The following is a 24,902-nucleotide window of genomic DNA, read 5'->3' as shown; positions in this document are numbered from 1 at the left end:
GGGCACTGGGTGGCGATCTCGGGTTCCGGGACCAGGGGTCAGGCGGTGTGGGCACGTCTCGACCGGCCGGAGGGGGCCGGAACCGGAGGGAGATGATGGGCGGAGTCGAACGTCAGTCATACTGACTCCACTCATAAGCGAGCATAGTCAGATCTTATTCCGCGGGAGGAACACCATGTCCGTCGCCCCCGGGCAGGGCCGGCGCGAGCGCAACAAGGCGGCCAAGCTCGAGCGGATCGTGGCCGCGGCCGGGGAGCTCTTCGCCGAGCACGGCGTGGACGAGGTCACCACCCAGCAGGTCGCCGACAAGGCCGACATCGGGACGGGCACGCTCTTCCTCTACGCCAGGAGCAAGGGTGAGCTGCTGCTGATGGTGCAGAACGCCCACTACGCCCAGGCGCTGGAGCGCGGGCGCGAGGCGGCGCGGGCCTTGCCGGACACGGCGGGCACGGTGGAGGCCGTCATGGCCGTCGTCGAACCGGTCGTGGAGTGCAACCGCGTCCAGGTCGAGAACGGGCGCACCTACCTGCGCGAGATGGCCTTCGGCGACTCCACCGAGCCCCACCACGCACAGGCCCTGCTGATCGCCGCGCAGACCGAGACGGCCATCGCCGAGGTGCTGACCCGTGACGGTTCCCTGGGGGTGGACACTGCTGCGACCCTGGCCCACGTCGTGACCGCCGTCATGTTCCTGGCCATGGCGACCGACGCCGGCACCACGTGGAGCGTCGAGGAGATCGCCGCCCACATCCGGAGCCAGCTCGTCCTGGTGCTACCCCGCTGACGAGGTCCGCGGGCCGACGTCAGCGGGGGGTCGGAAAGGTGATCACGCTCTTGCCGCGCACCCCGCCCGCGTGCATCGCCTGCAGCGCCCGTGGGGCCTGGTCGAAGGGGAACGTCCTGCCCACCACCGGACGCAGGACGCCGTCCTCGACGAGGCGGGTGATCTGGCGCAACTGCTCGCCGCTGGCGTGCATGAACAGGAACTCGTACGAGACGCCGAGCTTCTCGGCCTGCCGTCGGACCTTGGCGCTGAGCCCGGTGATGGCCAGGCGCAGGACGGGGTTCAGGCCGGCCTCGCGAGCGAAGGTGGGGTCGGGAGGGCCGGTGATGCCGACGACCCTGCCCCCGGGTCGCAGGACGCGCAGGGACTTCGCCAGGGTCTCCCCACCCACGCTGTCCAGCACGAGGTCGTAGCCGCTCGAGACCTGCTCGAAGTCCTGGGTGCGGTAGTCGATCACGGTCTCGGCACCGAGGTCTCGGACGAAGTCGGCGTTGGAGCCGCTGGCGGTGGTGGCCACGTGGGCGCCGAGGTGCTTGGCGAGCTGGATCGCGATGCTCCCGACCCCGCCGGCTCCGGCGTGGACGAGGACCTTCTGCCCGGCCTGCAGGCCCCCCCCTCTCCACCAGCGCCTGCCAGGCGGTGAGGGCCACCAGGGGCAGGGAACCGGCCTCGGTCATGGTGATCGATCGCGGGCGCAGGGCGACGTCGGCCTCCGGGATCGCGATGCGCTCGCTGAAGGTCCCGATGCGGTCCTTGCCGGGACGGGCGTAGACCTCGTCCCCGGGACTGAAGGCGCGCACCCCGGCTCCGACCTGCAGGACGGTTCCGGCCACGTCGTGACCCAGGACGAGCGGGAGGTCGTAGGGGAGGATCGTCTTGAACTCCCCCGTCCTGATCTTCTCGTCCAGTGAGTTCAGACCGGCGGCCTCCACCCGCACCAGCACGTCGTGCTCACCCACGACGGGTTCGGGGATCTCGATGGCGTGCAGGGGGCCTCGGTACGCGTCGATGGCGAACGCCTTCATGACGGTTGCTCTCTCTCGTGCTCTGGTGGGCGGGGGACGGACGGATGGGCGTCAGCGGTGGAAGAACTCGTGGGTGTGCTCCACTCGAGGGCTCGACGCAACCGAACCAACTCAACTATGAGTACGCTCAGTATTGCTGTCAAGCAGTGGAGCCGGCCAGACGGGGCACCCAGGACGCACCTGGGGCGGTGGACCGAGGGAGGTGTTCGACGACCCCGACCGGGCGTCCTCGTCTTCCGGGGCGAGCAGGGGCACGTGCCGTGGATGGACGTGGAGGCGTCCCGCACCTTCCGCGAACGGCACGTCGTCGAGGTCTGTGAGCGCTGACCCGGCGCCGCTGAGACGTGGGGGCTCGGAGACGGCGTCTCGACCGACCGCGCGCACCGCGGGAGGAACGTCGACCCTTCAGCGGTGAACGCGTTCCGACCCTCGATCGGCGAGCAGGACCCCCGCCGACAGCACGGACCGATCACCTTCCACCAGGACGTCCGAGGTGGGCGCTAGCGTCTCCAACTCACCTGTTCGCAACCGGAGGCCGCAGCCGATGACCCCGCTGCTCGACGCGCTCACCGCCCGCGCCGTCCAGGCCTACGAGGGCGAGGACGCCTCGGTCCTGCCCGGACTCCGTTCGCTGGGGGCGGCGCTGGCCCTGCACGGCATCTCCGAGAACGGCGGCCTGGTCGGCGGAGGCATCGAGAACACCTTCTTCAGCGAGGACGTGCGTTCGGTCGACGACGCTGTCGCGGGCTTCCAGTGGCTCGGTCTGACTGACGTCGCCGCGCTCGTCGCCCGCGCCCGCGACGAGTACCTGCGCTTTCGGCCCACCGGCTGGGAGGAGCTCTCCGACGAGGACGAACGGGTGTGGAACCAGCTCGACGCGTCGTTCTTCGAGATCGCTCCCCAGGGTCGCCTGGAGGCGGCGGTGGCCGCCCGCCTGCACGAGATCGCCCCGGACCTGCTGCCGTCCTGACCGCGACGGTTCCGGCGGGGGTGGACCACCATGGTCGGGGGCGACCTGAGACAGCGGCGGTGCTGGGCCCGGTCCTGCGCGACTGGGACAGCAGCGGGATCAGCTACCAGGTGCAGGAGGACTGGTGCCGCCTCGTCACCACCCGCACACCCCGCCCCGGGCGGAGACGGTGGCGGTGGTGTGGACTCCGGACGGCTCCGGTACCGGCATCCCGATCGGGGCGCCCGGGGCGCCGGTGACGGCGGACGAACTGCTCGCCGCCGCGGACGCCCTGCAGGACGCTGTCGTCGAGGACCGCCTGCTGGGGAGGACGACCTGGCCGCCGCGCCCGCTGCACCCGGGCACTCATCCCCTCGTCGCGTTCCGCGGCGTGACCGCCTGATCGTTCGCGAGCGCCCGGGCGGCTCCGCCAGCGTCGTCTCGTGATCCGACGTGGAGACGGTGAGCCGAGGGTGTCGCCGCTGGTGACGTTGACGGTGATCCGCTGGGCGGCAGCGGTGGCGGGAGTCCTCCTCGTCGGGTTAGGCGCCGGCTCGTGCGTGCAGGGTGAGTGGGGGCAGGGGCTGCTCCCACCGGTGGTCGGGATCGTCCTGCTGTCCCTGCCGTTGAAGCGTCGTCGGGTGCTGGCTTCTCTGCAGGCCGCGCAGCAGTGGTCGCCGCAGCGGGTCTCCGAAGCCCTCGCTGCGGCCGGTGCGGGCAGCGCTCCGCGGGTGGAGCAGGTGCGCGCGCTGCGCCGGGCCGACCCGCGGTGGGGGCTGGCCGACGCCGTGGGTCTGGTCGAGCGGGGCGCGCAGGTGAACGGGGCGGAGCGGTGAGGGTCGCGGCGGGAACCAGCGACGTCCGCACTGAGCCGGGGAACGTCGGGGCGAGCCCGGAACCTTCAGCGCCGCTCCCGCACCCCGGTGGGAGCCGCGTCGGGCGGGTCGAGGTACCTGAGCTCCCGCGCCACCTTCGTCTGCTCGGCCGGCCTGGTGCGCGCCGGACGCAGCGCCCGGACGAGCCGCGCGGCCCCGTCGGGCAACCACCGGGCGAACCCGCTCACCGCCACCACCGTCCGTCCACGAGCGACACGGTGCTCTCCTCAGCGGCGCGCCGCACGCCCCGACCTCGCCGCCGGCGTCGGTGTGGATCATCCTGGGGGTTCACCGTTCGTCCCCTCGGCTCACAGGAGAGTCCTTCGTGAAGATCGCTGTCATCGGCACCGGCCAGTTCGCCCGGAGCTTCATCGCTCTGTGGCAGCTGCACCCCGACGTCGAAGAGGTGTGGGTCACCGACGTCGTGCCCGAGCGTGCGCAGCAGCACGTCGAGACCCACGGCCTCGCCGGGTCCTTCGAGAGCTTCGAGGACGCCCTGGCCTCCGACGTGGACGCCGTCGCCATCATGACGCAGCGCTGGTCGCACGGTCCCCTGGTCCGCCAGGCGCTGGCCGCCGGCAAGCACGTCTACTCCGCGGTGCCGATGGCGACGACCGTCGACGACGTCGAGGCCATCGTGGCCGCGGTCCGCGAGACGGGGCTCGTCTACATGATGGGCGAGACCAGCTACTACAACCCCGCCACCGTCTGGGCCCGCGAGCACATCGCGGCCGGTGAGTTCGGCCGGGTGTTCTACGGCGAGGGCGACTACGTCCACGACATGGACAACGGCTTCTACGCCGCCTACCAGTACAGCGGCGGGGAGGACTGGAAGGAGACGGCCAGCTACCCGCCCATGCTCTACCCGACCCACGCCATCGGCGGCGTGCTGGGCGCCTGGCCGACCCACGCCGTCAGCGTCAGCTGCACCGGCATCAGCGACACCCGCGACGACGGCGTCTTCGACAAGGCGGTCTCGCGCTGGGACAACGACTTCTCCAACATGTCGGCGCTCTTCACCCTCGCCGACGGCGGGGTCATGCGGACCAACGAGTTCCGCCGCGTCGGGTACTGGAACGGTCCGGAGTCGCGGTTCCGCTTCTACGGCACCGAACAGGTCATGGAGCAGTCCGTCACCAGCACCGTCGTCACCGTGAAGTCCGACGGCGAGGACTACCACAAGGGCAGCACCATCGACATCAGCGACGAGCTGCGGGCCGGTGAGCACTCCGACGTCCCCGAGGACATGAGCGACATCGACCCGGCGCTGCTCAGCAGCTTCCGGTCCGGCACGGCGAAGGTACACGACCGCAGCCGGCTGCCGAAGGAGTTCGAAGGGGCCCCCAACGGGCACGAGGGAGCCCACCACTTCCTGGCCGACGACTTCGTCGTGGCCGTCCGCGACCGCGTCCACCCGCCGGTCAACGCGTGGGTCGCGGCCCGGTTCACCCTCCCGGGGATCGTCGCCAACGAGTCGGCGAAGCAGGACGGCGCGCGCCTGCCCGTCCCGGACTTCGGCGACCCGGTCTGAGCGGTGCCACCTCCCACCCGGGCGCGTGCGTCCGGGTGGGAGGTGGCCGCTCGACGCGTCAGGACGTCCCGAGCGCCTGTTCCAGCGCTCGCCGCGGGTCCCCGCTGTCCCCGGCGTCCACGGTGAGGGCGTTGAGGGTGAGGGTGAAGCGGGCGCCACCCCCGGCGGCGGGCTGGTAGGTGAGGTTCCCGCCGTTGGCGTTGGCCAGGGCGCGGGCGATGTAGAGGCCCAGCCCCGTGCCCTTCTTGTCCACCGCGGCCCCGGTCGTGGCGCGGGCGAAGCGGTCGAAGAGGTGCGGCACGAAGGACTCGGGCACCCCCGGACCGGCGTCGACGACGTCGAGGGCGACGAGCTCGCCGCGGCGGCGGGCGACCAGGCGCACCGGCGTCGCGCCGTACTTGACGGCGTTGGAGACCAGGTTGGTCAGCACCTGCTCGAGGTGACCGCGGTCGGCGAGGACGGTGAGGTCCTGGACGCCGGTGCTGTCCACCGTCGACCCGTCGTGGCCCGAGCGGTCGAGGACGTCGGCGACGAGGGTCGGGACGTGGACGCGGGTGGTGCGGGGGGTGGGTGCCCCGGCGTCCAGCTGCGCCATCGTGAGGATGTCCTCGAGCAGGTCGTTGGCCCACCGTCCGGCCTTCTGGATGCGGGTGAGGTAGTGCCGCTTGTCGGCCTCGGGCAGCTCCTGCCAGTCGTCCAGCAGCAGTTCCGCGAACCCGATGGTCGTCGACAGCGGCTGGCGGAGGTCGTGGCTGAGGGTCGCCACGAGGTCGTCCTTGAGGCGGTTGGCCTCCTGCAGCTGCTCGTTGGAGGCGGCCAGGGCGCTCTGGGCGCGCAGGCGCTCGGAGAGGTCGCGCACCAGGGTCAGGGTGGCGTGCCCGCCCGCGTCGGGCAGCGGCACGGTCGTGACCTCCACGGGCACGACGGTCCCGTCGCCGCGGCGCAGGGCGGTGACCAGCGGCGTGGACGGACCGAGCTGCCCGAGGGTGGAGGCGCGGCGCGCGGTCCACGCGTCCTGCTCCGCCTCCGGCACCAGCAGCAGGGACGTCGGCAGGGCCAGCAGACCCGGGGTGCGGCGACCGGTCAGGCGGGCCATGGCGTCGTTGACGTAGGTGATCTGCTCGCCGTGCTCGACCAGGACGCCTTCACCGAGGTCGCTCAGCGCCCGCAGCAGACGGGTGGAGACGTCGCGCTGACGACGCACGCTCTCCTCGGCCGCCGCCCGGTCGCTGACGTCGAGGAGCTGGCTGGCCAGGTACGCCGGCTGCCCCGCGGCGTCGCGCACCACGACGGTCGAGGCCTGGGTGTGGACGGTGCGCCCGTCGCGGTGCAGGTAGCGGACCTCACCGTCGACGGTGGCGGCGGGGATCGACGCGACGTCGCCACCCCCGGCCGCGGTGTCGGCGGCGCGGCGGGCGGTGTCGGCGATGAGGTCGCGCACGACCCCCCGGCGCACCTCGCGGTCCTCGGGGTGCAGGTGGGGACTCCAGTCCTGCCCCACCAGCTCCGCGGGGGTGCGACCGACCAGGGCGGCGGCGGCGGGGTTGACGCGCAGCACGGTGCCGTCGAGGGCGAGGTGGAGGTTGCCCACCATCGACGCTTCGAAGGCGGCCTGCAGCAGCGTGGCCTGCTCGTCGGCCTGGCGGTGGGCGGCTTCCAGCTCGCGGCGCAGGGCGCGGTCGGCGCTGACGTCGGTCATGGCCACCACCGCCCCCAGGGCGCTGCCGTCGGCGCGGTGCATGCGCCGCCCCGAGCAGGTCACGGTGATCGCCGGGCGGTCGGTGGGCGCGATGACGATCTCGGCCGCCCGCACGCCGCCGGTGCGCAGGACCTCGGCGAGGGGGACGTCCTCCGTCGCCAGGGGCGTGGTGCCGTCGCCGGTGAAGAGGTCGTAGCGCCCGGCGTGCTCGGCGGGGTCCAGGCCGGCGTCGGCGTCCAGGCCGTGCCAGGTCTGCGCGGCGCGGTTGAGCATCGTGAGGTGCCCGTCGGCGTCGGCGACGACGATGCCCACCTCGACGGACTCCAGGACGGCCTGGGCCAGTTCCCCGCGGGCCTCGGCCTCGGCGGTGGCGCGCTCCGCCTCACGGCGGGCCTCCTCGGCCAGGGCACGCGCCTCCTCGGCCAGCGCGCGCTGGGCGGCGGCCTCGGCGGCCAGCTCCCGGCTGGCGGCGGTGGAGAGGGTCATCCGTGCGAGCAGGACGTCCCGCTCGTCGCGGCCCATGGCCAGCGACAACCCCAGGACGGCCAGCATCACCACGTAGAGCTGCACCACGACGGCCCGGGTGGCGTCGTCGGCGATCATGGCGAACGGGCCGTTGCCGGCCAGGGTGAGGACGACCGCCACCACCCCCATGGCCAGGTCGTGGACCACGACGATGGTGGTGTCGAAGCGCAAGGCCACCCAGGCCGAGAGGGCCACCAGCGGGAAGGCGATGGGCAGGCCGTCGTAGCGGCCGAAGATCAGCGCGTAGGCCACCGCCGAGCACACCAGGGCGGCGCTCAGCTCCACCAGCTGCCACCCCCGCGGCCAGCGCACCTCGACCACGACGCGCGGGGCGTCGTCCCGGGCGTCCCGGGCGTCGCGGCGGGCGGTGAGCACGCAGCCGACGCGGAAGGCGACGGCCGTGACGAGCAGGACGCTGGCGGTGTTGCGGGTCATCCAGACCAGGGCCGTCAGCCACGACCAGTTCCCCGTCAGCAGCCACACCGACGTGGGGCCCAGCAGGGCTCCGGCCCCGGTGGCCAGCACCGCGGCGGCGAGCATGCGCATCAGCTGCGCGACGCCGGTGAGCGGCTCACGGCCCCCCGCGCCCCAGGCCTGCGGGCACCAGCGGGTGAACAGGCCGCCGAAGGTGAGGACCTGGGCGAGGTTCGCGGCGACGAAGCACGCCGCGAGCACCGGCGGGGCGCCGGTGAGGGTGTTCAGCACGAACGTCGCCACGGACAGCAGCGCGACGTCCAGCCCGCGGGTCCCGGCGTGCCGTTGGGCGCAGAACCACACCGCGGCCACGCCCGCGGCGGGCCACACCAGGCTCAGGCTGGTGCCGTCCATGAGGGTGAGGCGCCCCAGGAACACCGAGAGGCTGAACGCGACCGCGAACGCGACGCTGCGCAGGACCGTCCCCGTCGTCAGCGGGACCCCGCTCGCGGCAGCTGCGCCCGAGCGGCGCGGTGCGGTGCGAGGGGTGGACACGGGGCCTCCTGGGCTGAGCACGCCACGCGGCCGGGATGCCGGTGGCCCTCACCAGATCGACGCCGCCGCCACTGGGCTGAAGGGGTGTCGGCCGTCCGGTTCGGTGTGGACGGAGAGCGGTCCCGCTCCGGCCCCTACGACGTCGCGACGGCTCCCGCGGTGTGCACGACGGTGACGTTCCGCCCGTCCTGCTTGCCCCGGTAGAGCGCCTCGTCGGCGTGGGCGATGACGTCCTCGGCCAGCAGCCCGGGCTGCCACTGCGCGACGCCGACGGTGCAGGTCTGGCGTCGCGGGACCGCGGCGCGGATGCGGTCGGCCACCACCACCGCGGCCTCCGCCGTGCAGCCGGGCAGGGCGACGACGAACTCCTCCCCGCCCCACCGGGCCAGCGTGTCGACCTCGCGCAGGCAGTCGCCGGCGGCGGCGGCGAACTCGCGCAGCAGGGCGTCCCCGCCGAGGTGGCCGTGGGTGTCGTTGTAGTCCTTGAAGTGGTCCAGGTCGATCAGCACCAGGCTCAACGGTTCACCGCTGCGGGCCGCGCGGGCGACCTCGGCGGTGATCGCCTCGTCCCAGCGGCGGCGGTTGGCCAGCCCCGTGAGGCTGTCGCGTTCCGCGGCCGAGGCCAGGCGCTGCACGAGGTCCGCGCGCTCCAGCGCGTGGGCCAGCTCCCCGGACAGGGTCTGCAGCACCGGCAGCTCGTGCTCGGGCAGGTCCGCCAGCGGGGTCCGCCAGAACACCCCGAGGACACCCACGGTCCGCTGCCCGGACAGCACCACCGGGTACCAGAGCCCGGACACGACCCCGGTGGAGGCGACGACGCGCAGGGAGGTCCGGGGGTCGTCCACGACGTCGGCGACGAAGACCTGGGTGGCGGTGGCGAAGCAGGTCGCGGCCAGGGAGGACTCGGTGTCGCGGTAGAAGACACCGCCGGCGCCCACCCCCGCGCCGAGGGGCGAGCTGAGGTCGGAGGCGAAGCCCGAGGTGACGACGGCACGCAACCCCGCGATCCCGTCCCGGGTGTCCGGGCGCAGCAGGTAGGCCGCGTCGGCGCCGGTGAGTTCCTGCAGCGACCGGCAGACGGACTCCTGCGGGTCCGCGGCGACGGCCAGGGCGCGGGAGGCGTCCGCGAGGGCCTGCACCCGTCGGCTGTGCCGGGCCAGCGCGGCGTGGGCCTCCTCGATGGTCGTGTGCGCGGCCGCCATGTCCGCGTGGGCCGCGGCCAGGGCCTGCTCCCGTTCCCGGGCGAGGGTGACGTCGTTGACGGCGACCACCGCTCCCAGCAGGGTCCCGTCCATGCGGCGCATCGCCCGTCCCGAGCACACCAGGGTGCGGCGCGGCTGCCCCGGCGCGGTCAGGACGATCTCGGCGCCCTCGACCGCACCCTCGTGCAGGGCCCGCAGCCACGGCAGCTCCTGCGCGTTCAGGGGGGTGGTCCCGTCGGTGGCGAGGAAGGTCGCAGGAGCTTCGGAGGGGGTCGCGGGCCTGCCCTGCCACTGGCGCATGGCCCGGTTCAGGAAGCTGACCTGCCCGTCGGCGTCGACGACGACGAGGCCGACCTCGATGGTCTCGGCGACGACCTCGCTGAGTTCCCAGCGCGCCTCGGACTCGTTCATCGCCAGCATCGCCAGCTCGCGGGCCTCGGCGGCCTGCTCGCGCTGCTCGAAGGCCTGCCGGCGTTCCTCCACGGCGCGCCGGGCCTGGCGGCGACGCTCGAAGAGGGCGACGAGGACCCCGGCGAGGTCGCGCAGGACGCCGAGCTGCTGCTCGCTGAGCCGGCCGGTGACGGTGTCGAAGACGCAGAGCGAGCCCAGGGCGTGACCGGTGGGGCTGACCAGCGGGGCGGAGGCGTAGAGGCGCACGTGCGCCATCCGCCCGTCCACCCACGGGTTGCGCGCGAACCGGGGGTCGCGGGAGGCGTCGGGGACGTGGACGACCTTGCCGGCCTCGAAGTGCAGCGCGCACATGGAGTCCGCGCGGGCGGAGTCCGTGCCGTCGAAGCCGACGGTGGTCAGCTGGCACTGGCGGTTCTCGTCGATGAGGTTGAGCGTGGCGTGCGGGACCCCGGCCACCATCGCCGCCGCCCGGACCACGGCGGAGAGTTCGTCGTCGGCGGGGGCGTCGAGCAGGCCGTACTCGTGCAGGGCCGCCAGCCGCGCCGCCTCCGGCGCCGGGAGCGGACCCGTCGAAGCGGTCGTGAGGACGGGTCGGGGCAGGGCCGGGACGGCGTCGGAGCGGGCGACGTCCTCCTGCACGCTCGCCTGCGCCAGGGCCAGCCAGTCTTCCCGGTTCACCCCCGACTCATCGGCCCCGGGCGGTCCCACCTTGATCCCGCCCGGCGGGAGCCGGTCAGGCCGTGGGGTGCCGAGCCAGGACGACCACGGGTCCACCGCACGGGCCGCAGTCGTGGTCAACGCCAGGAGACCCGCGGACCCAGTATGGATAGTGCTACTATCCGATAGTGCGAATATCTGTTCTGGCCGACCGAGCCGGTGTCCCGCTCTCCGCCGTCAAGTACTACCAACGCGAAGGGCTGCTGCCCGCGGGCGTCCGGACCGCGCCGAACCAGGTGTCCTACGACGACTCCCACGTGCAGCGCGTCCGACTGATCCGCGCGCTGCTCGAGACCGGCAACCTCTCCGTCGCCGCCACGAAGGACGTCATCACCGCCCTGGACACCGACTCCGCCCCCCTCGCCGAGACCTTCGGCGTCGCGCAGCACGCCATGAGCGGCCCCCGCACCCAGGACTCCGCCCCCAGCGACGACGCCCGGCGCACCGTCGAAGCCGTCGTCGCCGCCCGCGGCTGGGCCGTCAGCGCCGACAACCCCGGCTACGACGCGGCCGCGCGCGCCCTCGACGGACTGCGCGCCATCGACTTCGACGCGCCCGACACCTACCTGCACGCCTACGCCGACGCCGCGGCCACCGCGGCCGAGGCCGACCTGCGGGCCCTGGCGCACCGCGAGGGCCGCGACGCCGTCGCCGAGCTCATGGTCGTCGGGACCGTCCTCGGCGACCCGCTCCTCGCCGGCCTGCGCCGGCTCGCGCAGGAGAACGCCACCCACCACCTCTTCCCGGTCGCCGCACCAGGACCGGTCTCCTCCGAGCCCGACCCCCTCACGGAACGAGCCACGCCATGACCGCAGCAACCCACGTCGTCCTCGGCGGCAACGGCGTCGTCGGCCGCGAGACCCTCCGGGCCCTCGTCGCCGCCGGCCACACCCCGACGTCCGTCGGCCGGCACCCCACCCGCGTGGACGGGGTCGTCCCGCTCGTCGCGGACCTCCTCGACCACGACGACGTCCACCGGGCCCTGCGCGGCGCCGACGTCGCCTACCTCGTCGCGGGACTGCCCTACTCCTCCCGGGTCTGGGCCCGGCAGTGGCCCGTGATCCTGGACAACGTCGCCGCCGTCGCCGCCGAGCAGGGCACCCACCTCGTCTACCTCGACAACGTCTACGCCTACGGCCCCGTCGACGGCCCCATGACCGAGGACACCCCCGTCCGACCCGGCAGCAGGAAGGGCCGGGTGCGCGCCGCCGCGCTGGACCTGCTCGCCCGGGCCGCCGCCCGCGGCGTCGACGTCACCATCGGCCGCAGCGCCGACTTCTACGGCCCCGGCGCCACGACGAGCGTCTTCAACGGCTTCGTCCTCGACAAGGTCGCCGCCGGCCGCAGGAGCACCTGGCTCTACGACGCCGACCAGCCCCACTCCCTGACCTACACCCCCGACATCGGCCGGGCCCTCACCGTCCTCGGCACCGACGACCGGGCCCGGGGACGCACCTGGCACCTGCCCACCGCCCCCGCCCTCACCGGCCGGCAGTACGTCCGGACGGCCGTCGACGTCGCAGCGGGCACGACCGCGCCGGCCGACGTCCCCCTGGGGGTCATGAGCTCGACCACGATGCGGATCGGGGCCCTCTTCAGCACCGCCGCCCGGGAGACCCTGGAGCTCAGCTACCAGTACCGCGCCCCCTACGTCTTCGACTCGACCGCCTACGAGACGACGTTCGGCGTCTCCCCCACCCCCGTCGTGGACGGCATCACCGCGAGCCTCACCGCCGCCCGCCCCCGGACGGCGTCGCTGTCGTGACCGTCGGTGTCGTGAGCCTCGCCGCCTGGCGCCGCGCCCACGCGTGGCATCCCCCGTTGATGACCGTCGCCGCCCTCATGGGCGTCTGCGCGCTCGTCAGCGCGGTCGGACTCGTCGTCGACCCGCGCGAGATCCTCGGCGCCCCGGCCTGGGCGAAACCGTTGAAGTTCTCGCTCTCGATCCTGCTCTACACGGTCACCTGGGCCTGGCTCATCGCCCACCTGCCCCGGTGGCGCTCACTGACCCGTGCCCTCGGCACGGTCATCGCCGTCACCCTCGTCGTCGAGCAGGTGCTGATCGTCTGGGCCGCCGCGACCGGCACCACCAGCCACTTCAACGTCAGCAACGGCCTGCACGCCACCGTCTGGGCGGTGATGGCCGTCTCGATCACCGTCATGTACCTCGCCACGTTCGTGACCTCCGCGGCCGTCTTCCTCGTCCGCTTCGAGGACCCGGCCCTGACCCTCGCGCTGCGGGCCGGGGTGCTCGTCGCGCTCGTCGGCATCGGGGTCGCCTTCCTCATGACCGCCCCGACGTCGGCGCAGCTCAGCGCCCCGACCGGGATCATCGGGGCGCACGCCGTCGGTGTGCCTGACGGCGGACCCGGCCTCCCGCTGCTGGGGTGGAGCACGAACGGCGGCGACTTCCGGGTCGCCCACTTCGTCGGGATCCACGCCCTGCAGGTCCTCCCACTGCTCGCCCTCCTGACCCGCGCCGCGGGCCGGCGCCTGACCGGGCCGGACTCGCCCACCACGCGGTGGCACCTGAGCCTCACCGCTGCCGTGGTCCACGCCGCCACCACGGTCCTCCTCACCGTCCAGGCGTGGCGGGGGCAGTCCGTCGTCCACCCCGCGGGGGTGGTCCTGGTCCTCGGGTGCGGACTCGCCCTGGCCGCGGTCGTCACCACGACCGTCCTCGTGGTCCGCCGGCCCCACCCCGCCCTCCTCCCCGCGACCCGGCCCGCGCGGCCTGCGGCCACCCCGGGGCCGACGTGATCGCGCCGGGGACCGGAACCCCTGCGGGATCGGTCCCCGGCGACACCGCACCGACCCGTCCGTGCCGCCCCGGCGTCACGTTCGTGGAGTGCACGGTCGTCCCGCGGTGCGCGGAGAGTCAGGTGGCCAACGCCTCGGTCACGGGATGAACTGATGGCCGGCCCGCGCCTCGCCCCCCTCGGGTGTGGGCCAGGGGCTGGTCGTGACGTGTCGACCCCGACACGACCAGCCCTCCCTGACGCCGGTGTTCGCCGGTCCCAGACGTTGCGCCGCCCCGCACCTGCGGCCGGGGCACCACGCGCGACCGACAGCCGCAACGCCCGGACAGTTCCGCGGCGACCCATCGAAACGCGCGGACCGAGGGTTCCGCGCAGCCCCGGATTCTCTGGCGGCGTGCTAACTTAATTTTGTTAGCGCCAATGAACTCGCGATCCACCCGGAGAACAGGACTGACGTGGCTTCCACGACGATCTCGAACGTTCGCGTCTTCGACGGCGAACACACCCTCGAGAACCAGACGGTGACGATCGAAGGGACCAGGATCGCCTCGATCCGTCCCTCGTCCACGGACGACGAGGCGCACACCGCGACCGGTGTGCCGATCGACGGGACCGGCAAGACCCTGCTGCCGGGACTCATCGATGCCCACACGCACTCGTCCCGGGACGCGCTCCGCCTCGCCCTGCAGTTCGGTGTCACCACCGAACTGGAGATGGGTGGCGTCCTCACGGCTCCGGGACGAGCCGACATCGAAACCGACGACGAACTCGCTGACGTCCGGTCCTCGGGTTTCGGGCTCACCCCTCCCGGCGGACACCCGTTCGAGATCATCCCGGAAGGTGCGTTCCCCGGCGAGGGGGAACCAGGGTTCGGCGACGTCGTGATGCCGCTCTCCACCACGCCCGAGCAGGCCGTGTCCTTCATCCCAAAACTGATCGCGTCCGGATCGGACTACATCAAGTTCCTCATCGAGGACGGGTCCACGGCGAACGCTCCCGGGCTTCCGATGCTCGACCAGGCCACGCTGAACGCCGGCGCCGCCGAAGCTCGGCGCCTCGGCATGATGACGCTGGCCCACACGCTCACCGTCGGCGCGACGCGGATGGCCCTCGAGGCGGGGATCGACGGTCTGGCGCACCTGTTCGTCGACGAGGCGCCGACGCCGGAGATCATCGATCTCATCGCGGCCGCAGGGGTCTTCGTCGTTCCGTGCATCGTCCTGAACTCCTCGATCACCGGTACCACCGGAGGCGACTTCGCCACCGACACCCGCGTCAGCTCACGACTCGACCCGCAGTGGCTCACGACCCTCCGGAGCTCGTTCAACCACTACCCCGCCGGCAGGATCGATGACGTCCTGGCGACGGTTCGAGCCCTCCACGACGCCGGTGTGCCGATCCTCGTGGGCACCGACGCATCCGCGCCGGACCCCTCGCTCGGCGGGCTCGCCCACGGCGCCAGCGTCCACCACGAACTGCAGATGCTCGTGCGTGCCGGCCTCAGCCCTGCGGACGCGCTGGCCGCCGCGACGTCGGTGCCCGCCGAGCACTTCGGTCTCACCGACCGAGGCCGGATCGCCCAGGGCCTCCGCGCGGACCTGCTGCTGGTCGACGGCGACCCGACGTCCACCATCTCGGACACCCTGAACATCGCGGCGGTCTGGCGCCGAGGCGCCGAGGTTCGCGTGTGAGCGAGGCGTGCTCCAGCGCCGAACTCACCGGTTCTCCCCCGAACTCCGACGCAACGACGACGGGAACGGTTCGACGCCCGTCGAGGCGAACAGCACCGAGGGGTTTCCCACGGATCGAACTGCTCCGGCGGCGGACCTCCGAGGCACGGCGACGACCGCCGCCGGGTGCGTCTCGAGACGTCCTTCGCGCGACGTGGGACGAGGCGCGACCACGGTTCGGACGGGCAGCAGGCGCAACCTGCGCCCGCTGCCTACTCTGCGAGGCGGTCGAGCCAATCACCCAGGAGCGCGCGCTCGTTCGCGGTCAGGGCTGTCGTCTCGGCGATCTGGTGCCTGAGCTGCATGGCGGCTCCTGAGCGGTCGTCGTTCGCGTCAGGAGCAATGAGGATCGTGCGGAGGGCCGACTCGCGGCCGCGCACCGACAGACGCAGGTCGCGGTGTTCTTCCGGCATGGCGAGAAGGGTGAACACCACCCCCACGCCCACGGCCCGCAACATGTGCACGGCATCGTCGACGGGGACGGCGAGCAGGCCCTCCTTGGCCGCCTCCCGGATCTGCACCCGCAGGATCTCGTCGATCGCGGACGCGGCCGACGTCGACGTGCCCGGGTGCGGTTCGCCGTAGGCGATCGAGTAGACGTGCGGGTTCAGCAGTCCCCACTCGATGTGCATGTCCCAGCCCTGACGGATCGACTCGACCGGGTCGGAACCCGGTTTCCACCCGGTCCAGCTGGCGAGGTGGTTGGAGAACCCGTGCAGGGCCACCGCATCGAGCAGACCCTGCTTGTCCCCGAAGATCCGGTAGATCGTCGGGGCTTGGATGTGCAGCGCCGAGGTGATGGCGCGCGTCGTGACCGCGTCACGACCGCCGTCGGTGAGGAGCGCGAACGCGGTGTCGAGGATGCGGACTCGCATCTCGTCAGAACGGGTCAACGCGCTTCCTCTTCCGCCGGTGACGACATGACAGCCGGTGAGACGACGGCCTCCACCATCATCCCACCGCTGACGTCCAGCCGGCGCAGCCGCTCCTCGATCACGAGCGAACGCGCCGGAGCACCGGAAGGGCTCAGTTCTGCTCGATCGCCCGACCGACGCGGAACAGCACGGCCTCGTCGAAGTGGCGTCCGATGATCTGGAGGCCCACCGGGAGTCCGTCCAGCGTGCCGCACGGCACGCTGAGGGCAGGGTGGTGGGTGATGTTGAACGGGGTGGTGTTCGCCGACATCTCGATCGACGCCCCGATGGCCGCGCCGGCACCGTGCGCCGGGTCCGGCAGCGGGCGTGCGGTCTGAGGGGTGGTAGGGGTGATCAGGACGTCGAAGCGCTCCAGCGCCTGGTCGTACGCCGCGCGGAGGGTCCGGGCCCGGTTGACGGCCTTGGCGTAGTTCAGGCGACCCTGCTGCTGGTCGACGTAGCGGCCGACGAGGGTGAACAACTGCACGTTCGCGGGGTGCTCCGCGGCGGCCGCACGGTGGTCGAAGAGGTGCTGCATCATGTCGACGGGGTAGTGGTCGGGACGACCGAACCCGAAACCCTGGTTGCGCAGGACCGTCTCGGCCATGCCCTCGATGGCGATGGCCGTCCAGAGCGCGGGGGCCAGCGCGTGCAGCGGCACCGACACCTCGTCCACGATCGCACCGCGCTCGCGCAACGCTTCCGCCGCTGCGACGACGATCTCGTCGACGCCGGCTTCGGCGTGGTCGCCGCCGAACCCTTCCGTGAGGATGCCGATCCGGAGTCCTCGGACTCCTGCGTCGAGGGCGGTGAGGTAGTCACCGACGGAGATGTCGCGCTGGCGCGGGTCGATGCCGTCGGAGCCGGCCAGGACGGTGAGGAAGCGTGCGTTGTCCTCGACCGTGCGGGTCATGGGGCCGACGTGGTCGAAGTAGCCGTCGAGCGTCGCGATGCCGGTGTAGGGGACGAGTCCGTAGGTCGGTTTCAGGCCGACGACACCGGACCAGGACGCCGGCATCCGGATGGAACCGGCCTGGTCGGCGCCGAGGGTCATGTCGGCGTCGCCGGTGACGAGCGCGACGGCGCTGCCGCTGGAGGAGCCACCCGAGGAGAAACCCCTCCGGTGCGGGTTGTGCACCACGCCGGTTGCTGCGGTGTGGCTGCCCCCGGACATGCAGAAGTACTCGTTGGTGGTCTTCCCCACCACCTCCGCGCCGGCGGCGAGGGCTCGGGTGACGACCGTGGCGTCGGCGTTCGGGACGAAACCCTCGAGTTCCTTCGAACCGTTCCGCATCGGGAGACCAGCCACGAGGATGCTGTCCTTGACCCCCAGGCGAACTCCGGCGAGGAGACCCCCCGCGGCTCCGCGGATCGACGCACGGACCTCCCACGCGTGGTGGGGGTCCTCCTCCGCGGAGGGGACCGTGTGCTCGACCGCGTCGCGGCCGGCCAGCACCTGCGGATCCGGGAACGCGTCGAGGGCGTCGTACACCCCGAGCATGCCCGAGATCATCCCGGTGTACTCCTCCGGTGCTGCGGCGATCGAGGAGTAGCCGATCTCGGCGGCGAGGGCGGCGATCTGCGCGGGCGAGGGCTTCTGGATCGGCACGGGTGCTCCTGGGGTCGTGGATGAACGTCTGACTTGAACGCTAACAGAAAAATGTTAACGAGTGAGGTCAGGCGGTCGAGGCCGAGCCGAACGGGTGGTCACGGCGTCGCACGGGTTCGGACCCGAACCACCACCACCACTCCGGTCGTCGTCGTCGTCGAGAACCGGGCACGGTGGCTGCACCGCAACGTGAGGGTTTCGCCGCCAGCGCTGAACGTGGCTGAACCCCGTCAGCGTGCAGGTTTCGAACTGTCACCGGCCTCTCGCTCGCAGCGCGTCGGTCGCGGCCAGGTGGTGGCTGCCTCCGCCTGACGTCCGGCCGTTCCGTCGTCCCGGGACCAGCACGGTCGAAGCCGCCCAGAACTCCCGCTGGCGGGCCTTCGCCGTCACCTCGACAGTCGTGACATGGACCAGACGGCATCAGACCTTCCCGGTGCGGCAGACCGCCCCGACGAACCCGAACACGAGGTGGAAGACGCGTTCGACCGCCTCGTCGAAGAAGGCGAGGACCGTCTGCGCCGCCCGCTGCTGCCGCTGCTCAGCGTCGGCCTCCTCGGAGGCATCGACATCGGAACGGGTCTGCTGGCCTACCTCGTCGTCAAGCACGAGACCGGCAACGACCTGCTCGCCGGCCTCGCCTTCTCGGTGGGCTTCGTCGCACTCCTGCTGGCCCGCAGCGAACTGTTCACCGAGAACTTCCTCGTACCGGTGATCGCCGTCGTCGCCCGCCGGGGCACCCTCGCCCAGCTCGCCCGGCTGTGGGGCACGACCCTGCTGACGAACCTCCTCGCCGGATGGGTCATCACCTGGATCATCATGACCGCCCTCCCCGAGCTCGCGAGCACGGCGGTGGACTCCGCCCGCCACTTCATCGACCTCGGCGTCGGCAAGGAGTCCTTCGCCCTGGCCGTCCTGGCCGGTGCCGTCATCACCCTCATGACCCGCATGCAGCACGCCACCGAGGCCGTCGGCGTGAAACTCGTCCCCGCCATCCTCTTCGGTGCACTCCTGGCGGGGACGCAACTGCTCCACAGCGTCCTGGACTCCCTGCTGATGTTCGCCGCCCTCCACGTCGGAGCACCGTTCGGCTACGCGGACTGGGCCAGGACAGCCGCGTGGGCGGTGCTGGGCAACGTCGTCGGCGGCCTCGTCCTCGTCACCGCCGTCCGCCTGCTCCGTGTTCCCCACCGCGTCGCGGAAGAACGAGACAAGGCGAAGTAGGAGCCGAGCACTGGCGAGACGGCGTCAGTGTCGAGCGGCGACCGACGTGCCTGACGGGGCGCTCACAGGCCAGGGGATCTGTCCCGGTTCGATCGTTCCCGACGATCGGCGTCGATGAGGAGGATCGGTTCGACGGCCCTCGACGGGTCGACATCGGACGTCTACGTCAACGGTGAGCTGTACGGGCAGGCCAGCAGCGAAGGGCCGAGCACCCTGGACGAGGAGGGAAACCTCGAAGGGGGCACCTACCTCAGCGGTCCCGGATGCCCTCGAGAGTCACCCTTCGACTGAACCCTCCGCGGTCCACGACGACGAACTGGCCCCTGAACTGCGATCTCGCGATCCGGGCGGTCTCGACTGCACTCGCAACGTCGCGGTCTTGACGAAGACCGCACTGTCGCGCTCATGTCCGGGCGTTCAGCCCTGGCCGTCGCACCCACCGCTGTCACCACATGAGGTCACCCGTGGGTGAACCGAAACGGTCACCCGGGCGACCAGATCGGCGCACCCACGTCTTCCCCCACGACGGGGGTCGCCCCGCCGCACCGACGTCACGGTCATCCCGCGGTGAGGGTCGATCTCCGCACCGCTCAGAGGGCCAGGTGCAGCCGCAAGGCGTCGTCCAGGGCGTCCAACGCCGCGAACGGCAACCGCCCCAGAGCCGACCCCAGACGATCCACCGACACGGCGCGGACCTGCTCGGCCTCAGCCTCGGAGTCGACGTGCAGTCCAGTGTCCTGGGCGGCGAGCAGGACCTGGAAGGGAAACACCCTGGCCGTGTTGCTGGTCACCGGGACCAGGGTGACCACACCCCGGCCGAGGCGCTCCGCGACCGCGTTGGCCTGGTCGTTGCCGACCACGACCGCGGGCCGACGCTCGTTCGCCTCACTGCCCTGGACCGGATCGAAGTCGACGAGGCGGACTTCTCCCCGTCGCATCAGCGCAGGCCGTCGGCCGTGACGCCTTCCCACACCTCGCGGTCCCCGGAGTCGTCCCAGTCCTTCCAGGCGGCGGCGTAGTCCTGCTCCAACTGCTGGTGGGTCAGTGCCCGGACGGCTTGTTGGACCGCTGCGGAGCGAGACGGCAGACCGGCCGCGCGGACGTGTTCGTCGAGGGCGGCGACGTCGGCTTCGGAGAGACTGATGCTGGTGCGCGGCGCGGCCGGGGAGCTGCTGCCCCAGTTCATCCCTGCGGGGACCTCCCTGCTGACCTTCGGGGTCCTCGTGGCCTGCGAGCACATCGCGCTCGGCGTGGTGCGGGGTCCGAGCGTTCGACGGGTGGTGGATCGGGTGATCGCCGGGACCGGGGTCGAGCTCGCCGTGAGCAGCCGCTGACCTCGCTGGGACCGTGGTGAGGTCTCGCGTTCGGTGCGCGGTCTGAGCTGCAGGCGGCGCGTGGACAGGTCGAGGAGCTGCTCGCGGGTGCTGACCGTCGGCGTCGGCACCACGAGCTCGTCGAACGCAGCCGGGATGCGGAGCCTGCGACGGTGTGTTTTCCTGCTGGCCCGGGTGCAGCAGTCGCCCGTCGTACCAGTCCCGAAAGCTGCCCCCTTGAGCGACCTCACGTGAACATCGTCGAAGACTTCCGCGCCGCCTGGATCTTCGAAGCCGCTCACCACGACCTGGACCTGCTGCCCACCGTCCTGGCCCGAGCCATCACCCAGGTCCTCCCCGTGGACGCCGCCGGCATCAGCTTCTTCGGGAAGGAACAGCGCGTCCCCCTCGGCGCCAGCGCTGCGGAGGCCGTCGCCGCCGAACGCTGGCAGTTCACCCTCGGAGAAGGACCCTGCTTCACCGCCTACGACACCGATCAGCTGGTGATCGCCGACGAAGCCACCCTGCGCCGACGCTGGCCCGCCCTGCACGACCTGCTGCGCGAGCACAGCCCCTTCCGCTCCATCGTCGTCCTCCCCCTGGGCCACGGCGCCCGCCTCAGCGGCGCCCTCGACCTGTACTCCACCCGGCCCCACCCCGACGCCGGGCTGGACCTGCAGTCCGCGCAGACGGTCGCCGCCCTCGCCCACCACGCGCTGACGTACCTCTGGTCAGCCTCCGACCTCGATCCCGGCTCCGCCCTCGATCTCGGCTCCGCCGTCGAGGTCGAACCGGGCCAGGTGGCGTCGTCCACCGCCCGTGCGAGCCGGTTCGTGGACCCGGTCCACCCGCGGGCGTGGCTGAACAGCGCCACCGTCCGCGCCCGCCAGGAAGTGTGGATCGCCGTCGGCATCTGCAACGTCGTCCTGCACCTGGACACCTCCGACGCCTTCGCCCTGCTGCGCGCTCACGCCTACACCCAGGACAAGACGCTGGAGGAGGCCGCCGCCGACGTCGTCAGCGGCCGTACCCCGGTGCAGTCCCTGACCGGGACGGACGACAGCTGACCCCGCTCGTTCGACCCGTTCCGCCCGTGTTGGGCGGTACGCTCCCCGCCTGCGTCATCGAGACCTCTCGGGTGTCTCGTCACTGGTCGAAGCCACAGCCGGTGCAGGACGGAAGGCACCACCATGACCCACGGCTCTCCCACCGCACCCGGCGACCGACCCGACCCGCCCGAGACCACCTCACCGAGCCTGAGCTCGTCGCCGTCGGTCCCTCCGGCCTCGAGGCCGCTGATGCAGCCCGGTGAGGCGTTCACCGAACTGGGTCAGCTCGTCATCGGCTCCCAGCCCCTGACCCAGGTCCTGAGCCGCGTCGCCGAACTGGCCAAGGCCTGCGTCCCCGGCGCCGAGGAAGTCTCGGTGACCCTCCTGGAAGGCGACAGCGGAGCCCGCAGCGCCGCGTTCACCGGCGACCTCGCCGTCCACCTGGACGAACGGCAGTACGAGAGCGGTTTCGGTCCCTGCCTCGACGCCGCCGAAACCGGGCAGACCGTCCGCATCGACGACACCGCCCACGAGAGCGTCTACCCCGACTTCGCCGCCGTCGCCGCCCGCCGAGGCGTGCGCAGCACCGTCTCCGTCGGCATGCCCGTGCCGCAGCGGATCCTGGGCGGGTTGAACGTCTACCGCTTCGACGGCCAGGTCATGGACTCCGACTCGGTCCACCTGCTGGAGGTGTTCGCCGGCTACGCCGCCGTCGCGGTCGCCAACCACTCCCTCCACGCCTCCTCCGTCGCCCTCAGCGCGCACCTGCAGACCGCGATGCAGTCCCGGGCGGTCATCGAGCAGGCCAAGGGCGTCGTGATGGCCGAACTGCACTGCACCGCCGAGGAAGCCTTCCAGCACATGGCCCTGCGCTCTCAGCGCACCCATCGCAAGCTCCGCGACATAGCCCAGGACGTCGTCGACCAGCTCTGAACTCCCGCAGCCGACCTGCGCCCGCAGGGTGACCGGCGGTGCGGCGCTGGTTCGCAATCCGTGACGCTCCGGAGGTCCCTGGGAAGAACCCGACGGTTCCCTGGAACCTTCGTGCGTGGTTCCGGTGGCCCCCGAACGGGACCGGTGAGGAAACTCCCGACCACACCCCGCGAACGCCGGCGGATCACTAGTGTGTGCCTGGACGAACGGAGTGGGGGAACCGGTGGATCGCGACGTGGTGGGTCGACAGGGACGGGTCACCGTCCGCATCCGCGGCGCCGGCCGGCCGGGAGAGGTGACCGTCGAGGTCCGCGGCGCCAGTGAGAGTTTCATCGCCTACTGCGACGGCGAGGTCCGGCTCGGTGAGGCCGTCCTGGTGGCCGCCAGCCGGGGCGACCGCGCCGTCGAGGTCTACCCCGTCAACCACCTACGAGTGCCGCCGCGCAACCCGCCGGCCGAGGAGATCTGAACGATGTTCGGGTACCGCATCCCGCAGCCGGACGAGGCGCTGCTGATCTCCGGCCGCCGCGCCCGCGACGGTGGAGAAACCCCCTTCCGGATCGTCACCGGCCACGGTGTCTTCGTGGTTCCCGTCCTGCGTCGGGCCAGCACGCTGACCCTGGCGATGCAGGAGGCGGAGGTCGACGAGGACTGCTACACGACCCAGGGTCTGGCCGTCCACGTCCGCGCGGTGATCGCGTTCAAGGTCGGCGACGACCCGGAGAGCATCACCAAGTCCGCGCGGCGTTTCCGCCGCGACCAGCGGCAGATGCCGGCCCTGGTCGGGCGGATCTTCTCCGGGCACCTGCGTTCCATCGTCGGGAGCATGACGGTGGAGAGCATCATCCGCGACCAGCAGGCGCTGGCGGAGAACATCATGAGCGCCTCCAAACCCGAACTGGCCCGGATCGGCCTGATCGTCGACTCGCTGCAGATCAGCCAGATCGACGACAAGGACGCCGGGTACATCGCCGCGCTGGCGAAACCCCACCAGGCGGAGGTCAACAAGGCCGCGGCCGTCGCCGCGGCCCGGGCCGCGCAAGAAGCGGCTGCGGCGGAGCAGGAGAGCGCGCGCAACCAGGCCGAGTACGCCCGCCAGACCGCGATCGTGCGCGCCCAGTACCAGGCCGAGGTCGACGCCGAGCAGCGGAAGGCCGCCGCCGCCGGTCCGCTCGCCGACGCCACGGCCCAGCAGGCGGTCATCGAGGCCCAGCAGGAGGTCGCCCGCCGCAACGGTGAACTCCGGCGGGAACAGTTGACGGCCGAGGTCGTCCGGCCCGCCGAGGCGGAGGCCGCCCGGGTCCGAATCGCCGCGGAGGCGGACGCCGACGCGATCCGCCGCCGCGCCGAGGCCGCGGCCAGCAGCGACCGGATCGCCCTGGAACAACGGCTCATCGAGTTGCTGCCCGAGATGGTCCGCGCGGCCGGCGCCGGTCTGGGCGGTGCGAACGTCACCGTCCTCAACGGCGCGACCGGGCTGAACGAGGTCGTCGCGCAACTGGCCGGCCAGGGTTCCGCGGTGTTGCGGTCGGTGCTCGAAGGTTTCGAGTTCAGCGGTCGCGCGAAGGACGGTTCCCGCGAGGAGGCCGAATCCCGCACCCGGGCCCAGCTCGAGCCGTGAGGACCGCGGGGGCGTGCCCGGGTCCTAGCGGGTCGTCCCCCGGGGCACGAACGTGTGGTGCACGAACTGCTGCCGATCCTCCGCACCGACGGCCGCACCCGTCGAGCACCGCAGGGCCGCGTCCACGCTGACCCGCGCCACGACCTCCGGGTCCAGCACCACCGTCGACAGGGCGGGGGCGGTGAACTCCGCGACGGACAACCCGTCGACGCCGAGCACCTGGGTCTGGTCGGGAACGCCGATCCCCCGCTCCGCGAGGGCGGCGAGGGCGCCGATGGCGATCGGGTCGTTCCAGCCCACGACCACGTCGGGAACGCCGCGCCGCAGGACCTCGTGGGTGGCGCGGTGTCCGTCGCGGTACCCCGGGCCACCGGCGGGGTGCGTCACGGCGTGCAGGCCCGCGCGGGCCAGGGCGTCCAGGACGATCTCGGTGCGGCGGTCGGGTCCGGCCCAGGCGTCGAGGACCACCGCGTGCACCGACCCGCTCGCGCGCAGGTGCGCGGCCGCGGCGGCCCGCGCCGCCGTGGGGTCCGGGGTGATCCGCACCCCGGTGGTGGGCACGGGGTCGCCGGGCGCACCGACCCAGACGGTGGGGACGTCGGAGAGGACGTCGGTCCAGCTTTCGTGGCGTCCGAGGTAGGCGATGACGGCGTCGACCTGTCGCGTCAGACCGGTCAGCAGCCGGACGGGGTTCTGCGACGACGCGACGTCGACGAGGACGACGTCGTGACCCGCCTGACCGGCCCGGCGCATCGTCGCCGCGGCCAGGGGTGCGTAGAAGGGGTCGGTCAGGTCGCTGACGGCGACGCCCAGGGCGTCGTGACGGCCGCGGGCCATCGCCCGTCCCGACCGGGACGGGCGGTAGTCCAGCTCGGCGGCCGCGCGCAGCACGCGCTCCTTGGTGACGGCGCTGATGCCGGTCATGTCGTTCACGGCGCGGGTGACCGTCTGCCGGGACACGCCCGCCGCCCGCGCGACGTCGTCGATGGTCGTGGCGCTCAGGCGTGGGCGTGGTCGTCGTGCTCTCGAGGTGCCGGCGCCGTCCACGTCGTGATCATCGTCCCGA

At 72.3% G+C, this 24,902-nt stretch carries 22 protein-coding genes and 1 pseudogene; 14 read left to right on the top strand and 9 right to left on the bottom strand.

Annotated elements, in window-relative coordinates; genetic code table 11:
- The first annotated feature begins 175 nt into the window (after positions 1-175).
- Positions 176-784 (top strand): TetR/AcrR family transcriptional regulator, encoded by a 609-nt coding sequence (locus tag ACFQ46_RS02645; protein ID WP_380256928.1) that lies wholly within the window; start codon positions 176-178, stop codon positions 782-784.
- A gap of 19 nt (positions 785-803) precedes the next feature.
- Here the strand turns inward: ACFQ46_RS02645 and ACFQ46_RS02640 are convergent.
- Positions 804-1,809 (bottom strand): annotated as a pseudogene (locus ACFQ46_RS02640) (NADP-dependent oxidoreductase).
- A gap of 544 nt (positions 1,810-2,353) precedes the next feature.
- Here ACFQ46_RS02640 and ACFQ46_RS02635 point away from each other — a divergent pair.
- The 3 genes from ACFQ46_RS02635 to ACFQ46_RS02625 all read left to right on the top strand — a co-directional run bounded on the left by ACFQ46_RS02635 (position 2,354) and on the right by ACFQ46_RS02625 (position 3,594).
- Complete coding sequence (locus tag ACFQ46_RS02635; protein ID WP_380256926.1) at positions 2,354-2,779, top strand: hypothetical protein; 426 nt, start codon at positions 2,354-2,356, stop codon at positions 2,777-2,779.
- Positions 2,780-2,903: 124 nt separating this feature from the next.
- Positions 2,904-3,161, top strand: coding sequence for a hypothetical protein (locus ACFQ46_RS02630; RefSeq protein WP_380256924.1), 258 nt, complete (start codon positions 2,904-2,906; stop codon positions 3,159-3,161).
- Positions 3,162-3,201: 40 nt separating this feature from the next.
- Positions 3,202-3,594: a hypothetical protein gene (locus tag ACFQ46_RS02625; protein ID WP_380256922.1), complete on the top strand. Its 393-nt coding sequence runs from the start codon at positions 3,202-3,204 to the stop codon at positions 3,592-3,594.
- 65 nt (positions 3,595-3,659) lie between these two features.
- Here ACFQ46_RS02625 and ACFQ46_RS02620 read toward each other — a convergent pair whose 3' ends face one another.
- Positions 3,660-3,821 carry a hypothetical protein gene (locus ACFQ46_RS02620; RefSeq protein ID WP_380256920.1) on the bottom strand — a complete coding sequence of 54 codons (162 nt, stop codon included), beginning with the start codon at positions 3,819-3,821 and terminating at the stop codon, positions 3,660-3,662.
- A gap of 137 nt (positions 3,822-3,958) precedes the next feature.
- Here ACFQ46_RS02620 and ACFQ46_RS02615 point away from each other — a divergent pair, with 137 nt between their 5' ends.
- Positions 3,959-5,164 (top strand): Gfo/Idh/MocA family protein, encoded by a 1,206-nt coding sequence (locus ACFQ46_RS02615; RefSeq protein WP_380256918.1) that lies wholly within the window; start codon positions 3,959-3,961, stop codon positions 5,162-5,164.
- 58 nt (positions 5,165-5,222) lie between these two features.
- Here the strand turns inward: ACFQ46_RS02615 and ACFQ46_RS02610 are convergent, their stop codons facing one another.
- Together ACFQ46_RS02610 and ACFQ46_RS02605 are read right to left on the bottom strand one after the other, a co-directional pair.
- Positions 5,223-8,357, bottom strand: a complete 3,135-nt coding sequence (locus ACFQ46_RS02610; protein ID WP_380256916.1) for a PAS domain S-box protein — start codon at positions 8,355-8,357, stop codon at positions 5,223-5,225.
- 134 nt (positions 8,358-8,491) lie between these two features.
- On the bottom strand, positions 8,492-10,648 hold the full coding sequence (locus ACFQ46_RS02605; protein ID WP_380256914.1) for a diguanylate cyclase domain-containing protein: 2,157 nt from the start codon (positions 10,646-10,648) through the stop codon (positions 8,492-8,494).
- Between the two features lie 167 nt (positions 10,649-10,815).
- Between ACFQ46_RS02605 and ACFQ46_RS02600 the strand changes: the two genes are divergently transcribed.
- The 4 genes from ACFQ46_RS02600 (at position 10,816) to ACFQ46_RS02585 (ending at position 15,137) form a co-directional block, all read left to right on the top strand.
- Positions 10,816-11,496, top strand: coding sequence for a MerR family transcriptional regulator (locus ACFQ46_RS02600; protein WP_380256912.1), 681 nt, complete (start codon positions 10,816-10,818; stop codon positions 11,494-11,496).
- Positions 11,493-12,452, top strand: a complete 960-nt coding sequence (locus ACFQ46_RS02595; RefSeq protein WP_380256910.1) for an NAD-dependent epimerase/dehydratase family protein — start codon at positions 11,493-11,495, stop codon at positions 12,450-12,452. The genes ACFQ46_RS02600 and ACFQ46_RS02595 overlap by 4 nt, the downstream gene beginning before the upstream one ends.
- A gap of 11 nt (positions 12,453-12,463) precedes the next feature.
- Positions 12,464-13,447, top strand: a complete 984-nt coding sequence (locus ACFQ46_RS02590; RefSeq protein WP_380256908.1) for a hypothetical protein — start codon at positions 12,464-12,466, stop codon at positions 13,445-13,447.
- 454 nt (positions 13,448-13,901) lie between these two features.
- On the top strand, positions 13,902-15,137 hold the full coding sequence (locus tag ACFQ46_RS02585; RefSeq protein WP_380256906.1) for an amidohydrolase family protein: 1,236 nt from the start codon (positions 13,902-13,904) through the stop codon (positions 15,135-15,137).
- A gap of 251 nt (positions 15,138-15,388) precedes the next feature.
- Here ACFQ46_RS02585 and ACFQ46_RS02580 read toward each other — a convergent pair whose 3' ends face one another.
- Entirely contained in the window at positions 15,389-16,051 is a 663-nt protein-coding gene (locus tag ACFQ46_RS02580) for a TetR/AcrR family transcriptional regulator (protein WP_380256904.1), read from the bottom strand.
- A 151-nt stretch (positions 16,052-16,202) separates the two neighbouring features.
- Complete coding sequence (locus ACFQ46_RS02575) at positions 16,203-17,699, bottom strand: amidase (protein ID WP_380256902.1); 1,497 nt, start codon at positions 17,697-17,699, stop codon at positions 16,203-16,205.
- A 468-nt stretch (positions 17,700-18,167) separates the two neighbouring features.
- On the opposite strand from ACFQ46_RS02575, the gene ACFQ46_RS02570 reads away from it, so the two are divergent.
- Positions 18,168-18,920 carry a formate/nitrite transporter family protein gene (locus ACFQ46_RS02570; protein WP_380256900.1) on the top strand — a complete coding sequence of 251 codons (753 nt, stop codon included), beginning with the start codon at positions 18,168-18,170 and terminating at the stop codon, positions 18,918-18,920.
- A 590-nt stretch (positions 18,921-19,510) separates the two neighbouring features.
- On the opposite strand, the gene ACFQ46_RS02565 is transcribed toward ACFQ46_RS02570, so the two are convergent.
- Positions 19,511-19,858 (bottom strand): type II toxin-antitoxin system PemK/MazF family toxin, encoded by a 348-nt coding sequence (locus ACFQ46_RS02565; protein WP_380256898.1) that lies wholly within the window; start codon positions 19,856-19,858, stop codon positions 19,511-19,513.
- On the bottom strand, positions 19,858-20,364 hold the full coding sequence (locus ACFQ46_RS02560; RefSeq protein WP_380256896.1) for a ribbon-helix-helix domain-containing protein: 507 nt from the start codon (positions 20,362-20,364) through the stop codon (positions 19,858-19,860). Before ACFQ46_RS02560 ends, ACFQ46_RS02565 begins: the two co-directional genes overlap by 1 nt.
- A 120-nt stretch (positions 20,365-20,484) precedes the next feature.
- Between ACFQ46_RS02560 and ACFQ46_RS02555 the strand changes: the two genes are divergently transcribed.
- The 4 genes from ACFQ46_RS02555 (at position 20,485) to ACFQ46_RS02540 (ending at position 23,836) form a co-directional block, all read left to right on the top strand.
- Positions 20,485-21,300, top strand: coding sequence for a GAF domain-containing protein (locus ACFQ46_RS02555; protein WP_380256894.1), 816 nt, complete (start codon positions 20,485-20,487; stop codon positions 21,298-21,300).
- Between the two features lie 231 nt (positions 21,301-21,531).
- Positions 21,532-22,215 (top strand): ANTAR domain-containing protein, encoded by a 684-nt coding sequence (locus tag ACFQ46_RS02550; RefSeq protein WP_380256892.1) that lies wholly within the window; start codon positions 21,532-21,534, stop codon positions 22,213-22,215.
- 235 nt (positions 22,216-22,450) lie between these two features.
- Complete coding sequence (locus ACFQ46_RS02545; RefSeq protein ID WP_380256890.1) at positions 22,451-22,684, top strand: hypothetical protein; 234 nt, start codon at positions 22,451-22,453, stop codon at positions 22,682-22,684.
- 3 nt (positions 22,685-22,687) lie between these two features.
- Positions 22,688-23,836, top strand: a complete 1,149-nt coding sequence (locus tag ACFQ46_RS02540; RefSeq protein WP_380256888.1) for a flotillin family protein — start codon at positions 22,688-22,690, stop codon at positions 23,834-23,836.
- A 24-nt stretch (positions 23,837-23,860) separates the two neighbouring features.
- Here ACFQ46_RS02540 and ACFQ46_RS02535 read toward each other — a convergent pair whose 3' ends face one another.
- The gene (locus tag ACFQ46_RS02535; protein ID WP_380256886.1) at positions 23,861-24,883 is read right to left on the bottom strand and encodes a LacI family DNA-binding transcriptional regulator; all 1,023 of its coding nucleotides are present in this window, start codon (positions 24,881-24,883) and stop codon (positions 23,861-23,863) included.
- Between the last annotated feature and the right edge of the window lie 19 nt (positions 24,884-24,902).

It is taken from the genome of Kineococcus sp. GCM10028916 (assembly GCF_042674865.1).
Taxonomy (GTDB): Bacteria; Actinomycetota; Actinomycetes; order Actinomycetales; family Kineococcaceae; genus Kineococcus.
This window is presented reverse-complemented; position numbering and strand designations above follow the sequence as displayed.

Bases quoted from the DNA above. Each gene is read 5' to 3' on its own strand.
- ACFQ46_RS02565 (WP_380256898.1), bottom strand. From the start codon at position 19,858: ATGCGACGGGGAGAAGTCCGCCTCGTCGACTTCGATCCGGTCCAGGGC.
- ACFQ46_RS02645 (WP_380256928.1), top strand. From the start codon at position 176: ATGTCCGTCGCCCCCGGGCAGGGCCGGCGCGAGCGCAACAAGGCGGCC.
- ACFQ46_RS02595 (WP_380256910.1), top strand. From the start codon at position 11,493: ATGACCGCAGCAACCCACGTCGTCCTCGGCGGCAACGGCGTCGTCGGC.
- ACFQ46_RS02635 (WP_380256926.1), top strand. From the start codon at position 2,354: ATGACCCCGCTGCTCGACGCGCTCACCGCCCGCGCCGTCCAGGCCTAC.
- ACFQ46_RS02550 (WP_380256892.1), top strand. From the start codon at position 21,532: ATGCAGCCCGGTGAGGCGTTCACCGAACTGGGTCAGCTCGTCATCGGC.
- ACFQ46_RS02580 (WP_380256904.1), bottom strand. From the start codon at position 16,051: ATGCGAGTCCGCATCCTCGACACCGCGTTCGCGCTCCTCACCGACGGC.
- ACFQ46_RS02540 (WP_380256888.1), top strand. From the start codon at position 22,688: ATGTTCGGGTACCGCATCCCGCAGCCGGACGAGGCGCTGCTGATCTCC.